The organism is Pseudomonas sp. NPDC089408 (assembly GCF_044749445.1).
Taxonomy (GTDB): Bacteria; Pseudomonadota; Gammaproteobacteria; order Pseudomonadales; family Pseudomonadaceae; genus Aquipseudomonas.
Window position 1 is genome coordinate 602,511 of sequence record NZ_JBIVHY010000001.1, and the last position, 19,919, is coordinate 622,429.

The 19,919-nt window shown below is 60.1% G+C and carries 18 protein-coding genes and 1 pseudogene; 8 read left to right on the plus strand and 11 right to left on the minus strand.

The genetic code is table 11. From position 1 onward, the window contains the following. The first annotated feature begins 80 nt into the window (after positions 1 to 80). On the plus strand, positions 81 to 935 hold the full coding sequence (locus ACIP02_RS02670) for a Tim44 domain-containing protein (RefSeq protein WP_400612944.1): 855 nt from the start codon (positions 81 to 83) through the stop codon (positions 933 to 935). 114 nt (positions 936 to 1,049) lie between these two features. Next, positions 1,050 to 1,457, plus strand: coding sequence for an SMI1/KNR4 family protein (locus tag ACIP02_RS02675; protein WP_060499707.1), 408 nt, complete (start codon positions 1,050 to 1,052; stop codon positions 1,455 to 1,457). A gap of 305 nt (positions 1,458 to 1,762) precedes the next feature. Here the strand turns inward: ACIP02_RS02675 and ACIP02_RS02680 are convergent, their stop codons facing one another. Further along, positions 1,763 to 3,523 carry a cation:proton antiporter gene (locus tag ACIP02_RS02680; protein WP_400612947.1) on the minus strand — a complete coding sequence of 587 codons (1,761 nt, stop codon included), beginning with the start codon at positions 3,521 to 3,523 and terminating at the stop codon, positions 1,763 to 1,765. Positions 3,524 to 3,865: 342 nt separating this feature from the next. Between ACIP02_RS02680 and ACIP02_RS02685 the strand changes: the two genes are divergently transcribed. Then, positions 3,866 to 4,351 (plus strand): acyl-CoA thioesterase, encoded by a 486-nt coding sequence (locus ACIP02_RS02685; RefSeq protein WP_003253263.1) that lies wholly within the window; start codon positions 3,866 to 3,868, stop codon positions 4,349 to 4,351. Here ACIP02_RS02685 and pdxY read toward each other — a convergent pair. Next, complete coding sequence (pdxY, locus tag ACIP02_RS02690; RefSeq protein ID WP_400612950.1) at positions 4,348 to 5,220, minus strand: pyridoxal kinase PdxY; 873 nt, start codon at positions 5,218 to 5,220, stop codon at positions 4,348 to 4,350. The two genes, ACIP02_RS02685 and pdxY, sit on opposite strands and share 4 nt — an antisense overlap. A 121-nt stretch (positions 5,221 to 5,341) precedes the next feature. Between pdxY and ACIP02_RS02695 the strand changes: the two genes are divergently transcribed. Beyond that, complete coding sequence (locus tag ACIP02_RS02695; RefSeq protein WP_400613260.1) at positions 5,342 to 5,734, plus strand: DUF3301 domain-containing protein; 393 nt, start codon at positions 5,342 to 5,344, stop codon at positions 5,732 to 5,734. Here ACIP02_RS02695 and ACIP02_RS02700 read toward each other — a convergent pair whose 3' ends face one another. The 3 genes and pseudogenes from ACIP02_RS02700 to zigA form a co-directional block, all read right to left on the minus strand. Then, positions 5,735 to 6,706 carry a CobW family GTP-binding protein gene (locus ACIP02_RS02700; protein WP_400612952.1) on the minus strand — a complete coding sequence of 324 codons (972 nt, stop codon included), beginning with the start codon at positions 6,704 to 6,706 and terminating at the stop codon, positions 5,735 to 5,737. A gap of 40 nt (positions 6,707 to 6,746) precedes the next feature. After that, a pseudogene (locus ACIP02_RS02705) lies at positions 6,747 to 7,373 on the minus strand (DUF1826 domain-containing protein). After that, on the minus strand, positions 7,370 to 8,578 hold the full coding sequence (gene zigA / locus ACIP02_RS02710; RefSeq protein WP_400612954.1) for a zinc metallochaperone GTPase ZigA: 1,209 nt from the start codon (positions 8,576 to 8,578) through the stop codon (positions 7,370 to 7,372). Before zigA ends, ACIP02_RS02705 begins: the two are co-directional and overlap by 4 nt. A gap of 114 nt (positions 8,579 to 8,692) precedes the next feature. Between zigA and ACIP02_RS02715 the strand changes: the two genes are divergently transcribed. Both ACIP02_RS02715 and folE2 read left to right on the plus strand, forming a co-directional pair. Continuing rightward, the gene (locus tag ACIP02_RS02715) at positions 8,693 to 9,073 is read left to right on the plus strand and encodes a glutamine synthetase (RefSeq protein WP_400612956.1); all 381 of its coding nucleotides are present in this window, start codon (positions 8,693 to 8,695) and stop codon (positions 9,071 to 9,073) included. Positions 9,074 to 9,099: 26 nt separating this feature from the next. Next, positions 9,100 to 9,999 (plus strand): GTP cyclohydrolase FolE2, encoded by a 900-nt coding sequence (folE2, locus tag ACIP02_RS02720; RefSeq protein ID WP_400612958.1) that lies wholly within the window; start codon positions 9,100 to 9,102, stop codon positions 9,997 to 9,999. Here folE2 and ACIP02_RS02725 read toward each other — a convergent pair. Continuing rightward, positions 9,983 to 10,510 (minus strand): DUF3617 domain-containing protein, encoded by a 528-nt coding sequence (locus ACIP02_RS02725; RefSeq protein ID WP_400612960.1) that lies wholly within the window; start codon positions 10,508 to 10,510, stop codon positions 9,983 to 9,985. The two genes, folE2 and ACIP02_RS02725, sit on opposite strands and share 17 nt — an antisense overlap. A 130-nt stretch (positions 10,511 to 10,640) precedes the next feature. Between ACIP02_RS02725 and cls the strand changes: the two genes are divergently transcribed. After that, positions 10,641 to 12,080: a cardiolipin synthase gene (cls, locus tag ACIP02_RS02730; protein ID WP_400612962.1), complete on the plus strand. Its 1,440-nt coding sequence runs from the start codon at positions 10,641 to 10,643 to the stop codon at positions 12,078 to 12,080. 118 nt (positions 12,081 to 12,198) lie between these two features. On the opposite strand, the gene cfaB is transcribed toward cls, so the two are convergent. Continuing rightward, on the minus strand, positions 12,199 to 13,383 hold the full coding sequence (cfaB, locus tag ACIP02_RS02735; protein ID WP_400612964.1) for a C17 cyclopropane fatty acid synthase CfaB: 1,185 nt from the start codon (positions 13,381 to 13,383) through the stop codon (positions 12,199 to 12,201). 206 nt (positions 13,384 to 13,589) lie between these two features. Between cfaB and lpdA the strand changes: the two genes are divergently transcribed. Then, entirely contained in the window at positions 13,590 to 14,990 is a 1,401-nt protein-coding gene (gene lpdA, locus ACIP02_RS02740) for a dihydrolipoyl dehydrogenase (protein WP_400612966.1), read from the plus strand. Between the two features lie 72 nt (positions 14,991 to 15,062). Here lpdA and glmS read toward each other — a convergent pair whose 3' ends face one another. From glmS to ACIP02_RS02760, 4 genes are all read right to left on the minus strand, one after another. Next, positions 15,063 to 16,898 carry a glutamine--fructose-6-phosphate transaminase (isomerizing) gene (gene glmS, locus ACIP02_RS02745; RefSeq protein WP_400612969.1) on the minus strand — a complete coding sequence of 612 codons (1,836 nt, stop codon included), beginning with the start codon at positions 16,896 to 16,898 and terminating at the stop codon, positions 15,063 to 15,065. 2 nt (positions 16,899 to 16,900) lie between these two features. Beyond that, positions 16,901 to 17,677, minus strand: a complete 777-nt coding sequence (locus ACIP02_RS02750) for a DeoR/GlpR family DNA-binding transcription regulator (RefSeq protein WP_201200277.1) — start codon at positions 17,675 to 17,677, stop codon at positions 16,901 to 16,903. Positions 17,678 to 17,981: 304 nt separating this feature from the next. After that, the gene (gene glmU, locus ACIP02_RS02755; protein WP_400612973.1) at positions 17,982 to 19,349 is read right to left on the minus strand and encodes a bifunctional UDP-N-acetylglucosamine diphosphorylase/glucosamine-1-phosphate N-acetyltransferase GlmU; all 1,368 of its coding nucleotides are present in this window, start codon (positions 19,347 to 19,349) and stop codon (positions 17,982 to 17,984) included. Between the two features lie 121 nt (positions 19,350 to 19,470). Then, positions 19,471 to 19,890, minus strand: a complete 420-nt coding sequence (locus tag ACIP02_RS02760; protein WP_114167566.1) for a F0F1 ATP synthase subunit epsilon — start codon at positions 19,888 to 19,890, stop codon at positions 19,471 to 19,473. Positions 19,891 to 19,919: the final 29 nt, after the last annotated feature.

The following is a 19,919-nucleotide window of genomic DNA, read 5'->3' on the forward strand; positions in this document are numbered from 1 at the left end:
AACATTATGTCGCTGGTCATGTGCCCGGGAACCTGTGCACCATGGCGCGCGTGCAATCCACAACAGGGGATATCCCAACTATGCAACGTTTTCTTAGCATCGCACTGGCGCTCTGCGTCGGCCTGACGCTGAGCCTGGACGCCAACGCCAAGCGTTTCGGCGGCGGCAAGAGCTCGGGCTCCGCGCCTATTCACCAGACCCGCCAAGCCACGCCAACCACGCCTGCCGCCGCGCCGACCGCACCTGGTCGTGCAGCTCCGGCCGCCAGCGGTGCTTCGCGCTGGTTGGGCCCACTGGCCGGCCTCGCCGCCGGTGGCCTGCTGGCGTCCATGTTCATGGGCGACGGTTTCGAAGGTTTCCAGATCATGGACTTCCTGATCGTGGCGCTCATCGCCTTCCTGGTGTTCCGTTTCATCGCCGCGCGCCGTCGCCAGCAACAGCCGCACATGGCCATGCCTGGCCATGCGCCGATGCAGCGTGAGGCACACGGCCAGCCTGCCCAGCCGTCGGTGTTCGGTGGTTCGGCCGCTCCTGCTGCCGCAGCTGCCCCGGTGATCAACGCCCCGGCCTGGTTCAACGAGCAGAGCTTCCTGGCTGCCGCCCGCAACCACTTCCAGTCGCTGCAGCAGCACTGGGATGCCAACGAAATGGACAAGATTGCCGAATTCGTCACCCCGCAAATGCTTGAGTTCCTCAAGCGCGAACGTGCTGAGTTGGGTGACGGTTTCCAGGCCACCTACATCGACAACCTTGAAGTGCAACTGGACGGCCTCGACGACCGCTCCGATCGTACCGACGCCACCCTGACCTTCCGTGGCGTGTCGAAGAACTCGCGCTTCGACCAAGGTGAAGTGTTCAGCGAAAGCTGGCACATGGTTCGCGCCCAAGGCGAGAACCAGCCTTGGCTGGTCGCCGGTATCCGTCAGAACGGCTAACCACTGCGTGCTGTACAAAAAACCCCGGGCCTGCCCCGGGGTTTTTGCTTTTGCCAGAGTGGCCTACTAGGGTATAACGCGCAGCGTTGTCATCTAGGTCAGAGGAAGTTAACCGTGGAAGAAGTGATCGAACAACTCCGTGAAGCCAATGAACCGGTACCGGTGCCCCTGGAGCTTCCCGACGAGGACCAACTGGTCGAGATCGAAGAGCAGCTGTTCATCAACATTCCATTCGTGTTCAAAGAGTTTCTGCTCACCGTAAGTGATGTGGTTTACGGCTCCCTTGAGCCTGTCACTTGTACCGACCCACAGTCGCACACTTATCTGCCAGAAGTTGCCGCCAACGCCTGGGATGCCGGCGTGCCGCGTGAGCTGATCCCGCTGTGCCAGGACGGCGACAACTACTACTGCGTTGAAGAAGACGGCACTGTGGTGTTGTGGGATGCGGAAGAAGAGCTAGTCGGTGAGGACAGCTGGGAATCGGTGTGGCACTGGGCGCGGGATGTTTGGCTGGAGAGCTGATCATTACCCATTGCCAGGCTAGCGCGGTCCCTGTAGGAGCGGCCTTGTGTCGCGAAAGGGCTGCAAAGCAGCCCCACGATTTCTGCACTGGTGCATAGATTGCTGGGGCCGCTTCGCGGCCCGATCGCGACGCAAGGCCGCTCCTACAAAGGCCATGCATAGTCTGCGACAGGAAAACTAATGGCTTAGTGCCATCATTGTAGTTTAAATCGCCAGGCTTTCTGCGCCTGGCGACATCACTACCGCTCCATCCCCTCGGACGACGGTGAAATCTTGGGCAGGGAGCGTTACCCCCTCCTCCAGCTTCAGTGCGAATTCTCGCGGCTGTTCTCCAGCGTTTCCAGCAAGGCAATCTGCATGCGCGTGTGCACGCGGATGAACCAGCGCCACAACAAGGCCACTACCACCGCAGCCACCACGGCAATCACCAGCAGTAACTCGCTGGTCGGCAGAATGCTCGCCGACAACGCCGACAGCAGCAGGAAAATCACCAGCAGCGAGAGCAGCGGGATCACTTCGGCGATCACCCGGCGCACCCGCTGGGTGTGCCGCCCGGCCATTTCCGGCTTCACGCCCATTTCTGCCAGCAGCATCGACAGCGCCTTCAGCTTACGGTACGCGGCGATCAAGAAGGGCAACGACAGCAACAACGCTGCGCCCCAGATAACCGCTTTCTGCTGGCTGGCGTCGCTGACCCATTCGCTGAGCCAGTTGCCAAGGCGCCCGGCAAAGTAGCCGCCACTGAAGAAAATGGCGATCACCAACGCCAGGTTAACCCCCACCTGCAACAAGATGCGCCGGATCATCGCTGCCAGCATGGCGCTCTCGCCCTGCGGCTGAATGTTGCGTAGCCATTCACCATACAGCGACAGCACCCGTGCCAGGCGGCCAGGCACCACGTTGCCCAGTTTTTGCGACAGCGGGTCGGCAGCGCGGATCAGGTAGGGGGTGAGCAGCGTGGTGATTGCCGATACGGCGACAGCCACCGGGTACAGGAAGTCGCTGGTCACCTGCAGGGTCATACCCAGTGCGGCAATGATGAAGGAGAACTCGCCAATCTGCGAAAGCCCCATACCCACCCGCAGCGAGGTACGCCCGTCATTGCCGGCGATGAACGCGCCCATGCCACAGGACAACATCTTGCCCAGCACCACCGCCAAGGTAATGACCACGATCGGCCAGGCGTAATCGACCAGTACCTGAGGGTCGATCATCAGGCCGATGGCGACGAAGAAGATGGCGCTGAACAGGTCGCGTACAGGCTCGATCAAGCGCTCGATCTTCAGCAGCTGGCGCGATTCGGCCATGATCGCGCCAATCAGGAAGGCCCCCAGTACCATGCTGTATTCCAGCTTCACCACCAGCAGGCAGAAGCCGAAGCACAGGCCCAGCACGGTAATCAGCAACATCTCGTTGCTTTCGAACCTGGCCACGTAGGCCAGCAGCCGTGGCACGAGCAAAATGCCGATGACCAGGGCAACGATCATGAACAACGACAGCTTGCCGACCGTGGAGAACACTTCGCCAGAGCTGACCGTGCCGCTCACGGCGATGCCCGAAAGCAGGGCGATGATACCGATGCCTAGGATGTCCTCGACGATGAGCACGCCAAAAATCAGCTGGGCAAAGCGCTCGTTCTTCATCTTCAGGTCGTTGAGCGCCTTGACGATGATGGTGGTCGAGGAAATGGCCAGAATGGCGCCGAGGAACAGCGAATCCATGGTGTTCCAGCCGAACCAGCGGCCGATCTCGAAGCCGATCCAGATCATCAGCACGATTTCCAGGAACGCGGCGATGAATGCCGTGGCCCCCACCCTGAACAGCTTACGCAAGCTGAACTCGAGCCCCAGGCAGAACATCAGGAAGATCACCCCCAGCTCGGCGAGGGTCTTGATGGTGTCTTCGTCGTGGATCAGGCCGAATGGCGGGGTGTGCGGCCCGATAATGAAGCCAGCGACAATGTACCCCAGTACCACCGGCTGTTTCAGACGGTGAAAAAGGATGGTGACTACGCCAGCGACCAGCATGATGACTGCCAGGTCCTGGATAAAGCTGATGGCATGCATGGCGTGATACTCCTTTTCTCGTCTTTTTTATGAATGCCTGGTCAGACCGCTCCTCTGCCGAGGCAAACCTGAGCGAGCAGCAAGTACATACTGTATTGAATGCCGGAAGGCCCATGTTGCATGGGCGTACTCAGGTTAACATCGCGCTCAGCCGCAAAAAGCCGGTGCAATATGCAGAAACAGATCGGCTGGAAAAGCGCCGTTGATGGCATGATCAGCGTGACGATAGCGCCGCAGCCAACGTCCCGTATCAGCAAGGCAAAATCAAAGAGGGGAACGAAAGTGTCAGCAGATAACGCCCTCCATTCGCCCGATTCAGCGCAACCTAACCGTGAGCACACTATGGAACCTGGAAACGCCCAGCTGAGCATGACCGTCCTGATGACACCGGACATGGCCAACTTTTCTGGCAACGTACATGGCGGCACCTTGCTCAAGTACCTCGACGAAGTCGCTTATGCGTGCGCTAGCCGCTATGCCGGCAGCTACGTGGTCACGTTGTCGGTCGACCAGGTGATCTTCCGCGAACCGGTACATGTGGGAGAGCTGGTGACCTTCCTGGCGTCGGTCAACTACACCGGCAACACCTCGATGGAAGTCGGCATCAAGGTGGTGACAGAGAACATCCGCGAGCGCTCGGTGCGCCATTCCAACAGCTGCTTCTTCACTATGGTCGCGGTCGACGACAACCGCCGCCCGGTGCCAGTGCCTCCACGCCAGCCGCACAGCAGCGAGGAAAAGCGCCGCTTCCTGCAGGGCCAGCAGCGCCGGCAGATCCGTCAGGAACTGGAAAAGCGCTACCAGGACCTGAAAACCGACGCCATTTAAAACGCCAGTAACTGCGCTTCGAAGCGTACCCGTGGGTGGGCGATGCGATCCTGGGCCCGCACCGGTTGCAGCTCGTAGCTGGCGCAGGCCTGGGTTTCAAGCAGGACTTCGTGCACTGCTGCAGCAGTGAACTCGAAGGCCTGTACCCAATTGTCGCCAAGCAACACGCGAGCAAGGAACAGCCCGGACGTCAGGTCACCCACCCCCACTGGCTGGCGCGGGAATGCCAGCAGCGGGCGGCGCAAGTGCCAGCTGTGCTCGGCGGTTACCAGCAACATTTCGAATTGGTCATCGTCACGCCCGGGGTAGGCCAGGTGCTTGACCAGCACCACCTGAGGCCCACGCTGCAACAGGCTGCGTGCCATGTTCACGCAATCCTCCAATGACTGCGCGCGGCGGCCGCAGAAGCTGTCCAGCTCCAGCTGGTTGGGGCAAAGGATGTCCGCCTTGGCAGCGGCCTCGTCCAGCAGGAACTCGCTGACTTCCGGCGGCACGATACACCCCTTCTCAGGATGCCCCATGACCGGGTCGCACAGGTATAACGCCTTGGGGTTCACCGCCTTGATCCGCTCGACGCCGGCCAGGATTGCCCGGCCTTGTTCGGCACTGCCCAGGTAGCCGGAAAGCACCGCATCGCAGTGGCCCAGCTCGCCGATGTTGAAAATACCTTCCACCAACGCAGGAATTTGCGCCGGGGCAAGCACTTCACCTGCCCACTGGCCATACTGTGTGTGATTGGAGAACTGCACGGTATTGAGCGGCCAGACATTGACCCCGATACGCTGCATGGGAAACACCGCGGCGCTGTTGCCGGCGTGGCCGAACACCACATGGGACTGAATGGCGAGCAGGTGCGGGGTACGTTTCATGCGGAAGGTTTCCAAAGCGGTTTCAAAGGATTGTGCGCAACGCAGTATGAACTCGATTGCCACCTGTACGACAGGCCAGGGACGCAGTTAAGCTGGATCTACCTGTTTGGAGCATATGCAAATGTTGACCCTGGAGAACCTCTTCGTCCTGATGCTGATAGCCACGGCAGGCGCCTGGTTGTGGCACAACCATGGGTTGCGCGAAAAAGCCCTGGAACGGGTCAAGCAGCATTGCGCCAAACTAGACCTCGAGTTGCTCGACGACGCTGTGGCGCTCAAGCGCATCGCCTTCGTGCGGGATGCCAACGGCCGCAAGCGCCTGGCTCGCATCTATGCCTTCGAGTTCACGGTCACTGGCGAACAACGCCACCCTGGCACCGTTACCCAGTTCGGCGCACATAGCGTGCAAATCGAACTGGCCCCCTACCCGTTCGAAATCAAGACCCCGCCGCGCGCCGATAACGTCATCGAAATGCAGCAGTGGCGCCAGGAACACAATCGCTGGCGTAACTGATCAGCTGACGCGGCATTCGCTCAACCCGGCTTGCAGGGCGGGTTGAGCCTGCGGCTGGTCGAAAATCAGCTCTATACGCGTGTCCCTGCGCCAGTCGCTGGGCTGCCAGGCGGGCATATCCCCATCAAGCCCGTTAAATGACTGCCAGCCTTCCACGCTGTGGATAACTCCTTTGGCGCGACGCCAGGGCCAAGCGCGCAAAAACGCCTGCAGTCGCTGTGGATAAAACCGCTCGCCGGGGTGCCAGCGCCAGCCAATACTCCAACCTCCCTCCCCCTGCTGGGCAAGACAGATCGGCTGGCTGGGGTCTGTCCATAGTGAAGCTGGGGCGCTCGCAATATTGTCGACAATCCTGAAATCGCGAAATGGGCTGTCAACAATCTGCCGAGGCGCTGTAGGCAGGCCCGAAAAGGCTAGCTCTCCCTGTACGGTCCAGCTGATCAACTTGTCTTTTAATTTATTAGTTATCAACAACTTAGATGATTGATCCACAACTTCAGACTTGTTGAAAACCAGTCTCTCGCAAGCGTCGAAAGCTTGCTGCTGAGCGTCCGAAAGCGGCTCGTTTCGGACCATGGCTTGAGCATCCAGAACCATCAATAAAGGCTGAATTGTCAGCACTCCAGCCCACGGTGCTTGTTGCAGTTGTGCCAACAGCTGCAAGGGGTGGCTCAGCCCGGAAGGCTCGATAAACAACCGGTCTGGCCGGAATTTGCGCAGCAAACGGCCTAGCCCCACCTGGAACGGCATACCGTTGACGCAGCACAGGCAGCCGCCAGCGACCTCACCGATGGCGATGCCGTCTTCATCGCGGCTGAGCAAGGCCGCATCCAGGCCTACCAGGCCAAATTCGTTGATCAGTACCGCCCAGCGCTCATTGGCCGGGCGCTGTGCCAGTAGATGACGGATCAGGGTGGTCTTGCCGGCACCCAATGGGCCGGCAATTACATGGGTGGGTATGTTCTGCAGCATGGGCGGGGCTTCGACGAGGGTGATGGCTCACTATGCGCCGTCAGGCAAGCCAGTCAAGGCTGAGCAACAGCCGCCCCTGCTGGCCCGAAGGCGAACGGTGAACCAGCCCTGCGCCTTCGTTGCCCTGCCACTTCTCGCCCTTGAGCACGGCAACATCGCCGGCTTTCAGGTGCTGAATGTTATCCACAGAAGATTCTGCTGTGGGTAACTCGACTCGCGGGCTCGCCGGTTCCTGTAACCACTCGCTACCTGGGCCAATGTAGGTGGTGAGCAGCCGCAATGGCACGTTATCCACATGGAAGCGCGGGCACATGGGGCCATCCAGCACCCGTAGCCGCAAGCCGACCCGGCGTGCGCCCACCAGGCAGGTGTAGGCCGCCACCAGCCAGGTCACATCGGCAACAAAAGACTCGTAACCCTGCAAGTCCGCAGCTTCGCGCAGTAGATCAGGCAATATTGGCGGGCGCTGCTCATCCACCTCGATAACTCGCTGATCAGCCAACGGCTGGCCGAGGCTGATCACCAGTGCGGCAAAGTCTTCCAGCTAAGCCGGCAAGCGCCGGCGCCATACCGCCAGATTCACGCCGTCCTGCAGCACTTCGGTCAGTACTTGTGGGTTCTCGCCGACTACCTGAAAGATATCCACAGGGCGCTGGGCCAAGTTCATGCTGCCGCTTCCTCGTGCCAAGGGCCGAACGGATCGGGCAGGCGCAGCCAACCCATATGCCCCAGGCTCATTTCCTCATCCGTCAACAGGCAGGCATCCAGGTCTGTGGATAGTTTTTCGAAGTCGATATTCTGCCCAATGAATACCAGCTCCTGTCGGCAGTCGCCGGTTTCCGCGGTCCAGTGTTTCAAGATCGCACTAGTGTTATCCACATCCTGTGGCCACTGATCGCGCGGCACGAAGCGCCACCAGCGACCTGCCAGGCCATGACGCATCATGCCACCCGCTTGCGACCAGCTACCGGCTTCCTGATATTTGCTGGCCAGCCAGAAAAAACCTTTGGAACGCAGCAAGCGTCCATTGCTCCAATGGCTGTGGATAAAGTCGAAAAAGCGCTGTGGGTGAAGCGGCCGTCGTGCTAACCAGGTGGTGGCCGCGATGCCATACTCTTCGGTTTCCGGCACATGTTCACCGCGCAGCTCCTGCAACCAGCCCGGCGCCTGGGCTGCCTGATCGAAGTCGAACAAGCCGGTATCGAGAATGCGCGCCAGCGGCACCTGGCCCATGACCACGGGCACGATCTGCGCTCGGGCATTGAGGCTGCGCAAAATGGCGGTGAGTTCTTCGCGATCATGCTGGCTGATCAAGTCGATCTTGCTCAGCAACAGCACATCGGCGAATTCGACCTGTTCGATCAGCAGGTCGCTGATTGAGCGCTCGTCTTCCTCGCCCAAGGTTTCGCCGCGGCTGGCCAGGCTGTCTGCGGCCTGGTAGTCGCGCAGGAAGTTTAAGCCATCGACCACGGTGACCATGGTGTCCAGCCGCGCCATGTCGGACAGGCTGCGACCTTGCTCATCACGGAAGGTGAAGGTCTCGGCTACCGGCAGAGGCTCCGAGATACCAGTGGACTCGATGAGCAGATAATCGAATCGTCCCTCTTCGGCCAGCCGCGCCACTTCTTCGAGCAAGTCTTCACGCAGCGTGCAGCAGATGCAGCCGTTGCTCATCTCGACCAGTTTCTCTTCAGCGCGGTTGAGGCTGACATTGCGCTGCACCTCACTGGCGTCGATGTTGATTTCACTCATGTCGTTGACGATCACCGCAACCCGCAGGTTATCGCGGTTACGCAGCACATGGTTGAGCAAGGTGCTTTTGCCGGCGCCAAGGAAGCCGGACAGCACGGTGACAGGGAGACGATTGGACATGGCGAACCTCTTCAGGCAGACGCATTCGAAACGATGCATTGCACAATGTTATAAAGTAACAATACAATTTCGCCAAGCCGTTCTCGACGGACGCGTGCTCACCGGGGATGAAACATGAAGCTTTCTCGTGCCATGGCGGTACTGCTACTCGCCATGCCCACCACGCTCATCGCCATGCCACAAGGCAGTGCATTGGCGCTGTGTACCCGTAGCGCAACGCTGCTCGCTTGCCAGGATGGCAAGGGCAGTTATTACAGCGTGCGCACCGAGGGCAGCACGTTCTACCTGCGCGGCTACGATTTCAACAGCCAGCGCTTATGGGCACAGACCAACAGCCGTTATGGCTCGTTGACCTTTTTTACCGGCCTGGCCAGTGATGGCGAGGCCTGGGTGGGCTACAGCCGTCGCGTTGGCTGGACCACTTTGAACCGCGTATCCAGTTCCAGCGGGCAGCGCTTCAACCTGCATTGCAGCTTGATCGGTGGTTGCCGCTGAGGCCAATTCTTTGTGTGGAAAGCCAAATGACCCAGCTCCCCGACATCGCTGCACAAACCCAGCAGTACACCTTGCCGTTGAACTGGGTGGGCATGTGCGGCATTGCCCTGCCTGTTCAGTTCGAAGGGCGCACCGCCGCTGCAAAAGTTGATGCTGGCGTCAGTCTGGTCGATGGCAGTTCACGCGGCATCCACATGTCGCGGCTTTACCTTGCCCTGGAATCACTGGAGAACCAGCCCCTCACACCACTGGCCATGTGGCAGCTTTTAAACGGTTTTCTCGCCAGCCACGAAGGGCTTTCGTCTGCGGCCTATTTGCGCCTCAGCTTCGAGCACTTGTTAAAAAGGCCTGCACTGATCAGCCCCCTGGCGGGCTGGAAAAGCTATGCCGTAACAGTCGATGCACGCATCAAAAATGAAATGTTCCACGTGGAACTATCCGTTTCCGTACCTTACTCGTCGACCTGCCCATGCTCGGCGGCACTTGCACGGCAGTTGATCCAACAGCAATTTCAGGCGCATTTCAGCGAACAGCACATCGAAAAAACTGCAGTACTGGATTGGCTCGGCACGGCCGAAGGCATTGTCGCCACCCCGCATAGTCAACGCAGTAATGCGCAAATCCAGGTACGGTTACGCAACAACCACCACGTTTTGCCGATTACGGAACTGATCGATTGCATTGAGGACAGCCTCGGAACGGCGGTGCAGACTGCTGTGAAACGCGCAGACGAACAGGCATTCGCCTTGGCCAACGGACAGAACCTGATGTTCTGTGAAGATGCCGCTCGACGCCTGCACAAGGCGCTGCGACAAATAGAATGGAGTACAGGCTTCAATCTGCGTGTGGAACATGCAGAAAGCCTGCATGCCCACGACGCGGTTGCCACCAGCCAGTGGCAATGGGATTTCAACTGCGCGGTTTGACCGTGCCGCAGTCGCTACCCACCCACACTGCCCGGGTGTTCATGCTGCCTTGCTGCTGAACACCCGAGGCATTGAACGTACCACTCACCTGGGTCGTGAATTCGCGATCGCTAAGAAAGGTCGCCTGACCGCTACCCTGCGCCTTCGGGCAACTGAACTGGAACTTCCATACGTTCCCAGTACGGTCGGTAATTTTCTGGGTACAACCTGACTTCGGGTCCTGCAGCGGGATGTCATTGGTTGCAACCTGCTCGGGTGTAAGGCACGAGCGTACGCCGTTGCCGCCGACAGTCACCCCTTGCTTGGCCAATGCCCCTTCCATCATTGCGCGCTGTTCCGGCGGCAGGTTCTTCAACTGGCCGAGCATGAACGCCATGTCGGGCAGCGGCTTGCCATCGACCTGCATGTTGCTGGTGGTCAGCTCCCACAAACCGGGCTGGAGCATCTGGGCATGCACCAGCGGGCTGCTCATAGCCAGGGCCAACGCCAACAGTGGCAGACGAATCTTCATGGGTGAACGCTCCTGGAAAAACCGGCCAAGTGGGCCGGGCTGAGCCTTAGACGTCAAATCCACCTACTGGTTGCAAGGCGGACCGGGAAGTGTTCTGTTAGCTCAAGTGTATATGGCAAGCAGGATGCATATGGATTACCACAGCCCCTACTTCTTGGGTTACCTCTTCGGTCTGATTCATCTACTGGGTATCGTCGCCGCACTGCACGCGCTGTTCACCGTGCGGACCGCCCAAGGTGCCATCGCCTGGGCCATGCCCTTGTTCTTCATTCCCTACTTTACCTTGATCCCCTACTTGGTCTTTGGCGCCCGCTCCTTCTATGCCTACATCAAGGCACGGCGGCAGGCCAACCAGGAAATGCACGTGGCCATGGCCAACCTCAACTGGCGGCCCTGGGTAGAAGAAGCGCTTACCGCCCGCGAATCAGAAAGCTACGCAGCCTTGCGCGCCATGCCCAAACTGGGGCGTATGCCGTGTCTGGCGAACAACCAGGTGAAGCTGCTGATCAATGGCAAAGCCACCTTCGATGCCATCTTCGCTGCTATCGATAAAGCTCGCGATGTGGTGCTGGTGCAATCCTTCATCATCCATGACGACAACCTCGGCAAGGCACTGCAGCAGTTGCTATTGCGCAAAGCCGCCGAAGGCGTGCAGGTTTTTGTGCTGTACGACCGCGTCGGCAGCCACGCCTTGCCTGCCAGCTACAGCCAACAGTTGCGCGACGGCGGCGTGCAGATCCATGCCTTCGCTACCCGGCGCGGCTGGTTCAACCGCTTCCAGGTGAATTTCCGCAACCATCGCAAGATCGTGGTGGTGGATGGCCTGTTCGGTTTCATCGGCGGGCACAACGTGGGGGATGAATACCTGGGTGAACACCCGCAGCTATCACCCTGGCGCGACACCCATGTGCAGATCAACGGGCCGGTGCTGGCCTGCCTGCAGGAATCGTTTGCCGAAGACTGGTACTGGGCCACGCGCCAGCTGCCACCGCTGATACTGCCCGATACCTATCCGGACAACGGCGTGTTGTGTCAGGCCTTGGCCAGCGGCCCGGCCGACCCGCAGGAAACCTGCTCGCTGTTCTTCCTTGAAGCCATCCACTCAGCTACCCGCAGGGTGTGGATCACCAGCCCGTACTTCATCCCGGACGAGGCAGTGTTCGCCGCGCTGCGCCTGGCGGTATTACGTGGGGTAGATGTACGGGTGCTGATTCCGTCACGGCCTGATCACCGCATCGTGTATGCCGCCTCTAGCTTGTTCGCCTTCGAAGCGGTACGTGCAGGCGTGCGCATGTTTCGTTACCAGCAGGGGTTCCTCCACCAGAAGGTGGTGCTGGTGGATGACGATGTCAGCGCGATTGGCAGTGCCAATCTGGACAACCGTTCGTTCCGCCTGAACTTCGAAATCACCCTGCTGACAGTCGACCGTGGCTTCGCCGACCAGGTCGAGCAGATGCTGAATGATGACTTTGAACAGGCGAGGGAGATAACGGCCGAGGACAGCCGCGATACCCATCGCCTGCAGCAGTTGGGGATGCGCATCGCGCGGCTTATCTCCCCAATCCTGTAATAACGCATTTTCACTCAGGCCCCTGTGGGAGCGGGTTCACCCGCGAATGCATCGGTGAATCCACCATCGCATTCGCGGGTGAACCCGCTCCCACAGGGTAGAGGTTTATCTACAGAAGTCAGCGGTAGAGATCTTCTCGCGTCCATGGCAAGTCATGATGCCCATCGGCATACGGCTTAACCGCCAGAATCTGGTGCAGGTTGATCCAGCCCTTCTGGAACGCATAGGCACACCCAGCCAGGTACAAGCGCCAGATGCGCAGGGTTTTCTCAGGCACGAGCGCCGCCGCCTTGTGCAGCTGGTTTTCCAGGTTCTCGCTCCAGTGGTGCAGGGTCTTGGCGTAATGCAGGCGCAGGCTTTCCACGTCCACTACTTCCAGGCCCGCTTCACAGATACTGGCGCTGATCATCGACAGGTGCGGTAACTCGCCATGGGGGAACACGTAGCGGTCGATGAACTCACCCGCGCCGCGTCCAACGGGTCGACCGTCGATATGCTTGGCGGTGATGCCATGGTTCATCACCACCCCCCCTTCCCTCACTGCACCAAAAAGTTTCTGGCAATAGAGCGCCAGGTTCGCATGCCCGACATGCTCGAACATACCCACGCTGACCACCTTGTCGAAGCGGCCATCCTGAGGCAGGTCGCGGTAATCCAGAATCTGAAGATCGACCTTGTCGCCCAGGCCCTCTGCCTTGACGCGCGCGCGGCCGAGCTTGAGCTGCTCTTTGCTCAGGGTGATACCGAACACCTTGGCGCCATACTCACGCGCAGCAAAACGCGCCAGCCCACCCCAGCCACAACCCACATCAAGCAGGTACTCGCCAGCGTCCAGCCGCAACTTGCGGCACAGGTGATCAAACTTGTCTTGCTGCGCCTGATCAAGCGTATTGTCGGGCTCGCGGAAATACGCGCAGGAGTACGCCATGTCCTGATCCAGCCACAGCTGATAGAACGCGTTGGATACGTCGTAGTGGTAGGAGATGGCTTTAGCGTCGGTGCTCTTGTCATGTGACAACCGTTGCGGCGGCGTTTCATCCTCACCCGCCGACAGTGCTTCGCTAAGCTCATCGCAGACGCGGATGGCCTCGCTGATATCACCTTCCAGCTCCAACTTGCCTTCTACGAATGCAGTACCCAGCTGGTCCATGCTTGGGTGGGTCAACTGGCTGATCAGCTGGGGCTCTTTCACCAGTATGGTGACCTGTGGGCTAGGCCCCAGATCGAACTGGTTACCGTCCCAAAGTTTCAGCCGCAGCGGCAGATGCAAGCTCTGCAATGCCGGTGGAAGTTGCGCAAGCATGTACGACCCTCCTGTCCTTATTTGGCCACGACGCCTGACATTTCGAACGTCGCCGGATCAGAGTAGTTCATTCGTGGGATGTTTCCTCTAAACACGACCATGGTCTAGATCCAACTGATCTTATCCACCAGCCGATTGTATACAATTTTCGCATCTCAGCTTAACCTTGTGCCCCTCTCGCGCTTCTACATCCTGGAGTTGAACCCATGAAATCCTATGACGTGGTGATCATCGGCGGTGGCCCTGGCGGCTACAACGCAGCCATCCGCGCTGGCCAGTTGGGCCTGAGCGTCGCTTGCGTGGAAGGCCGCTCGACCTTGGGCGGCACCTGCCTCAACGTGGGCTGCATGCCGTCCAAGGCACTGTTGCATGCTTCCGAACTGTACGAAGCAGCCAGCGGTGAAGCGTTCGCCCACCTCGGCATCGAAGTGAAGCCCACCCTCAACCTCGCCCAGATGATGAAACAGAAGGACGAGAGCGTGACCGGCCTTACCAAGGGCATCGAGTACCTGTTCCGCAAGAACAAGGTCGACTGGATCAAGGGCTGGGGCCGCCTGGACGGCGTCGGCAAGGTCGTGGTCAAGGCCGAGGACGGTAGCGAAACCACGCTGCAGGCCAAGGACATCGTCATTGCAACCGGCTCCGAGCCCACTCCACTGCCGGGCGTGACCATCGATAATCAGCGCATCATCGATTCGACCGGCGCGCTGTCGCTGCCGCAAGTGCCCAAGCACCTGGTCGTCATCGGTGCGGGCGTGATCGGCCTCGAGCTTGGTTCGGTCTGGCGCCGCCTGGGTAGCCAGGTCACGGTCATCGAGTACCTCGACCGCATCTGCCCGGGCACCGACACCGAAACTGCCAAGACCCTGCAGAAAGCCCTGGCCAAACAAGGCATGGTATTCAAGCTGGGTAGCAAAGTGACTCAGGCCACCGCCAGTGCCGACGGCGTGAACCTGACGCTGGAGCCTGCCACCGGCGGCACGGCTAAATCACTGCAAGCCGATTACGTGCTGGTAGCAATCGGCCGCCGCCCTTATACCAAAGGGCTCAACCTTGAAAGCGTGGGCCTGGAAACAGACAAGCGTGGCATGCTCGTCAACGAGCACCACCGCACTTCCGTGCCAGGGGTATGGGTAATTGGCGACGTCACTGCTGGCCCGATGCTGGCTCACAAGGCCGAAGACGAAGCTGTAGCCTGCATCGAGCGCATCGCCGGCAAGCCGCACGAGGTCAACTACAACCTCATCCCTGGGGTGATCTATACCCGCCCGGAGCTGGCCACGGTAGGCAAGACCGAAGAACAGCTCAAGGCCGAAGGCCGTGCCTACAAGGTTGGCAAGTTCCCCTTCACCGCCAACAGCCGCGCCAAGATCAACCATGAGACCGAAGGCTTCGCCAAGGTCATCGCCGATGCCGAAACCGATGAAGTCCTCGGCGTGCATCTGGTGGGCCCAAGCGTCAGCGAGATGATCGGCGAGTTCTGCGTGGCCATGGAGTTCTCGGCCTCGGCGGAAGATATCGCTCTCACCTGCCACCCCCACCCAACCCGCTCCGAAGCCTTGCGCCAGGCAGCGATGAATGTGGATGGCATGGCCATGCAGATCTGATGCTGCTATGCGGCCAAAAAAAAGCGGCTGCGGGCATCACTGCCGGCAGCCGCTCGTGGCGGGTTCGATGACTTACTCGACCGTCACCGATTTCGCCAGGTTACGCGGCTGGTCCACATCGGTGCCCTTGAGCACGGCCACGTAGTACGACAGCAACTGCAGCGGAATGGTGTACAAAATCGGCGCCAGAGCGTCGGCAATGTGCGGCACCTTGATCACGTGGGTACCTTCACCATTGGTCATGCCAGCCTGCTCGTCGGCGAATACCACCAACTCGCCACCACGGGCGCGCACTTCCTGCAGGTTGGACTTCAGCTTCTCCAGCAGTTCGTTGTTCGGCGCAACGGTAACCACCGGCATGTCGTTGTCCACCAGTGCCAGCGGGCCGTGCTTCAGCTCGCCCGCCGGGTAGGCTTCGGCGTGGATGTAGGAGATTTCCTTGAGCTTGAGTGCACCCTCCATCGCAACCGGGTACTGCGCACCACGGCCGAGGAACAGGGTGTGGTGCTTGTCTGCGAACAGCTCGGCGATTTTCTCGACCGTGGCGTCCATGGCCAGGGCTTCGCCCAGGCGGGTCGGCAGACGACGCAGTTCTTCGACCAGCTCAGCTTCAACACCCGCTTCCAGGGTGCCGCGCACTTGGCCCAAGGCCAGGGTCAGCAGCATCAGCGAAACCAGCTGGGTGGTGAAGGCCTTGGTCGAGGCCACGCCAATTTCCGGGCCAGCCAAAGTCAGCAGGGTCAGGTCCGATTCACGTACCAGCGAACTGATGCCCACGTTGCAGATCGCCAGGCTACCGAGGAAGCCCAGCTCCTTGGCATTGCGCAACGCAGCCAAGGTGTCGGCGGTTTCGCCAGACTGCGAAATGGAAACGAACAGGGTGTCCGGCTGCACCACCACCTTGCGGTAACGGAACTCGCTGGCCACTTCTACCTGGCACGGGATGCCAGCCAGGCTTTCCAGCCAGTAACGGGCGACCATGCCGGCATGGTAGCTGGTGCCGCAGGCAACGATCTGCACGTTACGCACCTTGGCGAACAGCTCGGCAGCCTGTGGACCGAAAGCCTGGACCAGGACATGGTCTTTACCCAAGCGACCTTCCAGGGTGCGCTGAACCACGGTTGGCTGCTCGTGAATTTCCTTGAGCATGAAGTGGCGGTAGTTACCCTTGTCTGCCGCCTCGGCACCTTCGTGGTACTGCACGGTTTCGCGCTGGACCTGGTGGCCGGCCTGATCCCAGATGGTGACCTGGTCACGGCGGATTTCGGCAATGTCGCCCTCTTCCAGGTACATGAAGCGGTCGGTGACCTGGCGCAAGGCCAACTGGTCGGAGGCCAGGAAGTTCTCGCCCAGGCCCAGGCCGATTACCAGTGGGCTACCGCTACGTGCCGCCACCAGGCGGTCAGGCTGCTTGGCGCTGATCAGAGCCAGACCATAGGCGCCATGCAGGCGCTTCACCGCGGCCTTCAGGGCATCGGCGAGGTCCGGAATGCTCTTCAGGGTGTGGTGAATCAGGTGGACAATGACTTCAGTGTCGGTCTGCGATGTGAAGGCATAGCCCAGGCCCTTCAGCTCTTCGCGCAACTCTTCGTGGTTTTCGATGATGCCGTTATGCACCACAGCCACTTCACTGCCCGAGAAATGCGGGTGGGCGTTGCCTTCGGTCGGAGCACCATGGGTAGCCCAACGGGTGTGGGCGATGCCCAGTTGGCCGGCCAGGGGGTCAGCAGCAACAGCAGCTTGCAGTTCGCTGACCTTGCCGATGCGGCGGCGGCGCTGCAACTCACCGTTCTGGGTAAGCACGGCCAGGCCGGCGCTGTCGTAGCCGCGGTACTCAAGACGCTTGAGGCCTTCGATCAGGATGGCGGTGATATTGCGTTCGGCGACGGCGCCAACGATTCCACACATGGTTATTGCTCCTGGCTGATCGCGGCGCAGATCAGGTTGATGCCGCGGGCTTGAATGTGTTCGCGTGCCGCTGCGGGCAGGCGTTCATCTGTAATAAGGGTGTGTACGCTGCCCCAGGGCAGCTCAAGGTTGGGTATCTTGCGTCCGACCTTGTCCGACTCGACCATCACGATCACTTCGCGGGCAACCTCAGCCATGACCCGGCTCAGCCCGAGCAACTCGTTGAAGGTGGTGGTGCCGCGGCCGAGGTCGATGCCGTCGGCACCGATGAACAGCTGGTCGAAATCGTAGGAGCGTAGTACCTGCTCGGCGACCTGGCCCTGGAACGATTCCGAATGCGGGTCCCAGGTACCGCCGGTCATCAGCAGTACCGGCTCGTGTTCAAGGTCGCAAATGGCCCGGGCCACATTCAGCGAGTTGGTCATCACCACCAGGCCAGGCTGGCGCCCCAGTTCCGGGATCATCGCTGCCGTGGTGCTGCCACTGTCGATAATGATGCGCGCATGCTCACGGATACGCCCGACGGCGGCGCGGGCGATAGCCTTCTTGTAGGAAGACACCGGCTGGGCGGGTTCACCGAGCAGTTCTTGCGGCACCGGCACCGCACCACCATAACGGCGCAGTAACAGGCCGTTGGTTTCCAGGGCGGCAAGGTCTTTGCGAATGGTCACTTCCGAGGTTGCGAAACGCTTGGCCAAGGCGTCCACGCTCACCTCGCCCTGCTCGCTGAGCAAGGCCAGGATGTTGTGCCGCCGTTGTGGGGTGTTTCGTTTCGACATGAGCGGTTAAGTTTCGATTCGAAAGATAATGGTTGCAATCAAAACCTAAGATGAGCGATTCGTCAAGCTGTGGATAAATCTTTGCGACAACATGGCCCCTGTAGGAGCGGGTTTACCCGCGAAGAATGCAACGCGGTGTATGGCACCGGCTTCGCCGGTGTTCGCGGGTAAACCCGCTCCTACAGGGATCGCGCCGGTGTTTAAAAATTGAGTACGACTATTAATCCGAGGGGATGTGACCAACCAATAAAAAAGCCGACTTATTCACACAAGTCGGCTTTCGATCGAAACAGCTGTGAATAACTCAGCTTTTCTTGATCTTCTCCGGCCGCTTCCAGCCCGGGATGTTGCGCTGGCGCGCACGTGCCACGGCCAGGTCACCAGCCTCGACGGTCTGGGTAATGGTCGAACCGGCCGCTGTGGTCGCGCCTGCCTGGATTTCCACAGGCGCCACCAGCGAGTTGTTCGAGCCGATGAACACGTCCTCGCCCATCACGGTCTTGAACTTGTTGGCCCCATCGTAGTTGCAGGTGATGGTACCGGCACCGATGTTGGTACGCGCACCGATCTCGGCATCGCCCAGGTATGTCAGGTGACCGGCCTTGGCGCCTTCACCCAGGTGGGCGTTTTTCAGTTCGACGAAGTTACCCACATGGGCCTTGGCGTCCAGTACGCTGCCCGGGCGCAGGCGGGCGAACGGGCCGGCATCGCTACCCTCGCCCATCACCGCACCTTCGAGGTGGCTGTTGGCTTTTACCACCGCGCCTTTACGCAAGGTGGTGTTCTTGATCACGCAGTTCGGGCCGATCTGCACGTCGTCCTCGATGACCACCTTGCCTTCAAGAATCACGTTGATGTCGATCAACACATCACGGCCCACGGTGACCTCGCCGCGAACATCGAAGCGCGCCGGGTCACGCAGGGTTACACCCTGGGCCATCAGGCGACGGCCTTCACGCAGCTGGTAGTGACGCTCCAGCTCGGACAACTGGCGACGGTCGTTGGCGCCCTGCACTTCCATTGGGTCGTGTGGCTGCTCGGTAGCCACCACCAGGCCATCAGAGACCGCCATGGCGATGACATCGGTCAGGTAATACTCGCCTTGGGCGTTGTTGTTCGACAGGCGGCCCATCCAGTCAGCCAGGCGTGCAGCCGGCAGCGCCAGAATGCCGGTGTTGCCCTCTTTGATGGCTTTCTGCGCGTCATTGGCGTCCTTGTGCTCAACGATGGCAGTGACCTGGCCTTGCTCATCGCGGACGATGCGGCCATAGCCGGTCGGGTCGTCGAGGGTGACGGTAAGCAGCCCCAGCTGCTGCTCATTAACCTTGGCCAGCAGGCGCTGCAGGGTTTCCACTTCGATCAGTGGCACGTCGCCGTACAGCACCAACACGGTGTCGGCGGTCAGCGCCGGCAGTGCCTGGGCAACCGCATGGCCAGTCCCCAGCTGCTTTTCCTGCATGACGAAGTTCAGGTCGTCAGCGGCCAGGCGCTCGCGAACCAGCTCGGCGCCATGGCCGATAACCACATGGATACCTTGCGGCTGGAGCTGGCGCGCGCTGTGGATAACATGGCCGAGCATGGAGTTGCCGGCTACCGGGTGCAGTACCTTGGGCAGCGCCGAGCGCATGCGGGTACCTTGGCCGGCGGCAAGAATTACGATATCGAGTGACATTACTGGCTACCAATCCTGGGCGGTCAGCTACGTGACCAAAATAGAAATTCAGAAAAAGAAAAAGGGTAGCCGAGGCTACCCTTTAACTCAATCGCAACGGAAGTACCTGGCCTAAGCCGGATTACCTGCCTTTGCGCAATTGCTGGACAGTACGCAGCTGAGCTGCAGCCTCGGCCAGACGTGCGGCAGCAGCGCCGTAGTCGAAGTCCGAGCCCTTAGTGTTCAGCGCGTTCTCGGCAGCCTTGAGGGCTTCCTGAGCCTGAGCTTCGTCCAGGTCGGCAGCACGTTGCACGGTGTCGGCAAGAACCTTCACCATGTTTGGCTGCACTTCGAGGAAGCCACCGGAGATGTAGAACACCTCTTGAGTGCCACCCTGCTTGGTCAGCGTGATCGGACCTGGCTTGAGATTGGTGATCAGCGGCGCGTGGCCTGGAGCGATACCCAGATCGCCCAGGTTGCCGTGCGCTACTACCATCTCGACCAGGCCGGAGAAGATTTCCCCTTCCGCGCTGACGATGTCGCAATGGACTGTCATAGCCATCTGCTTGCCTCAACCTGATTAGCGCCCCT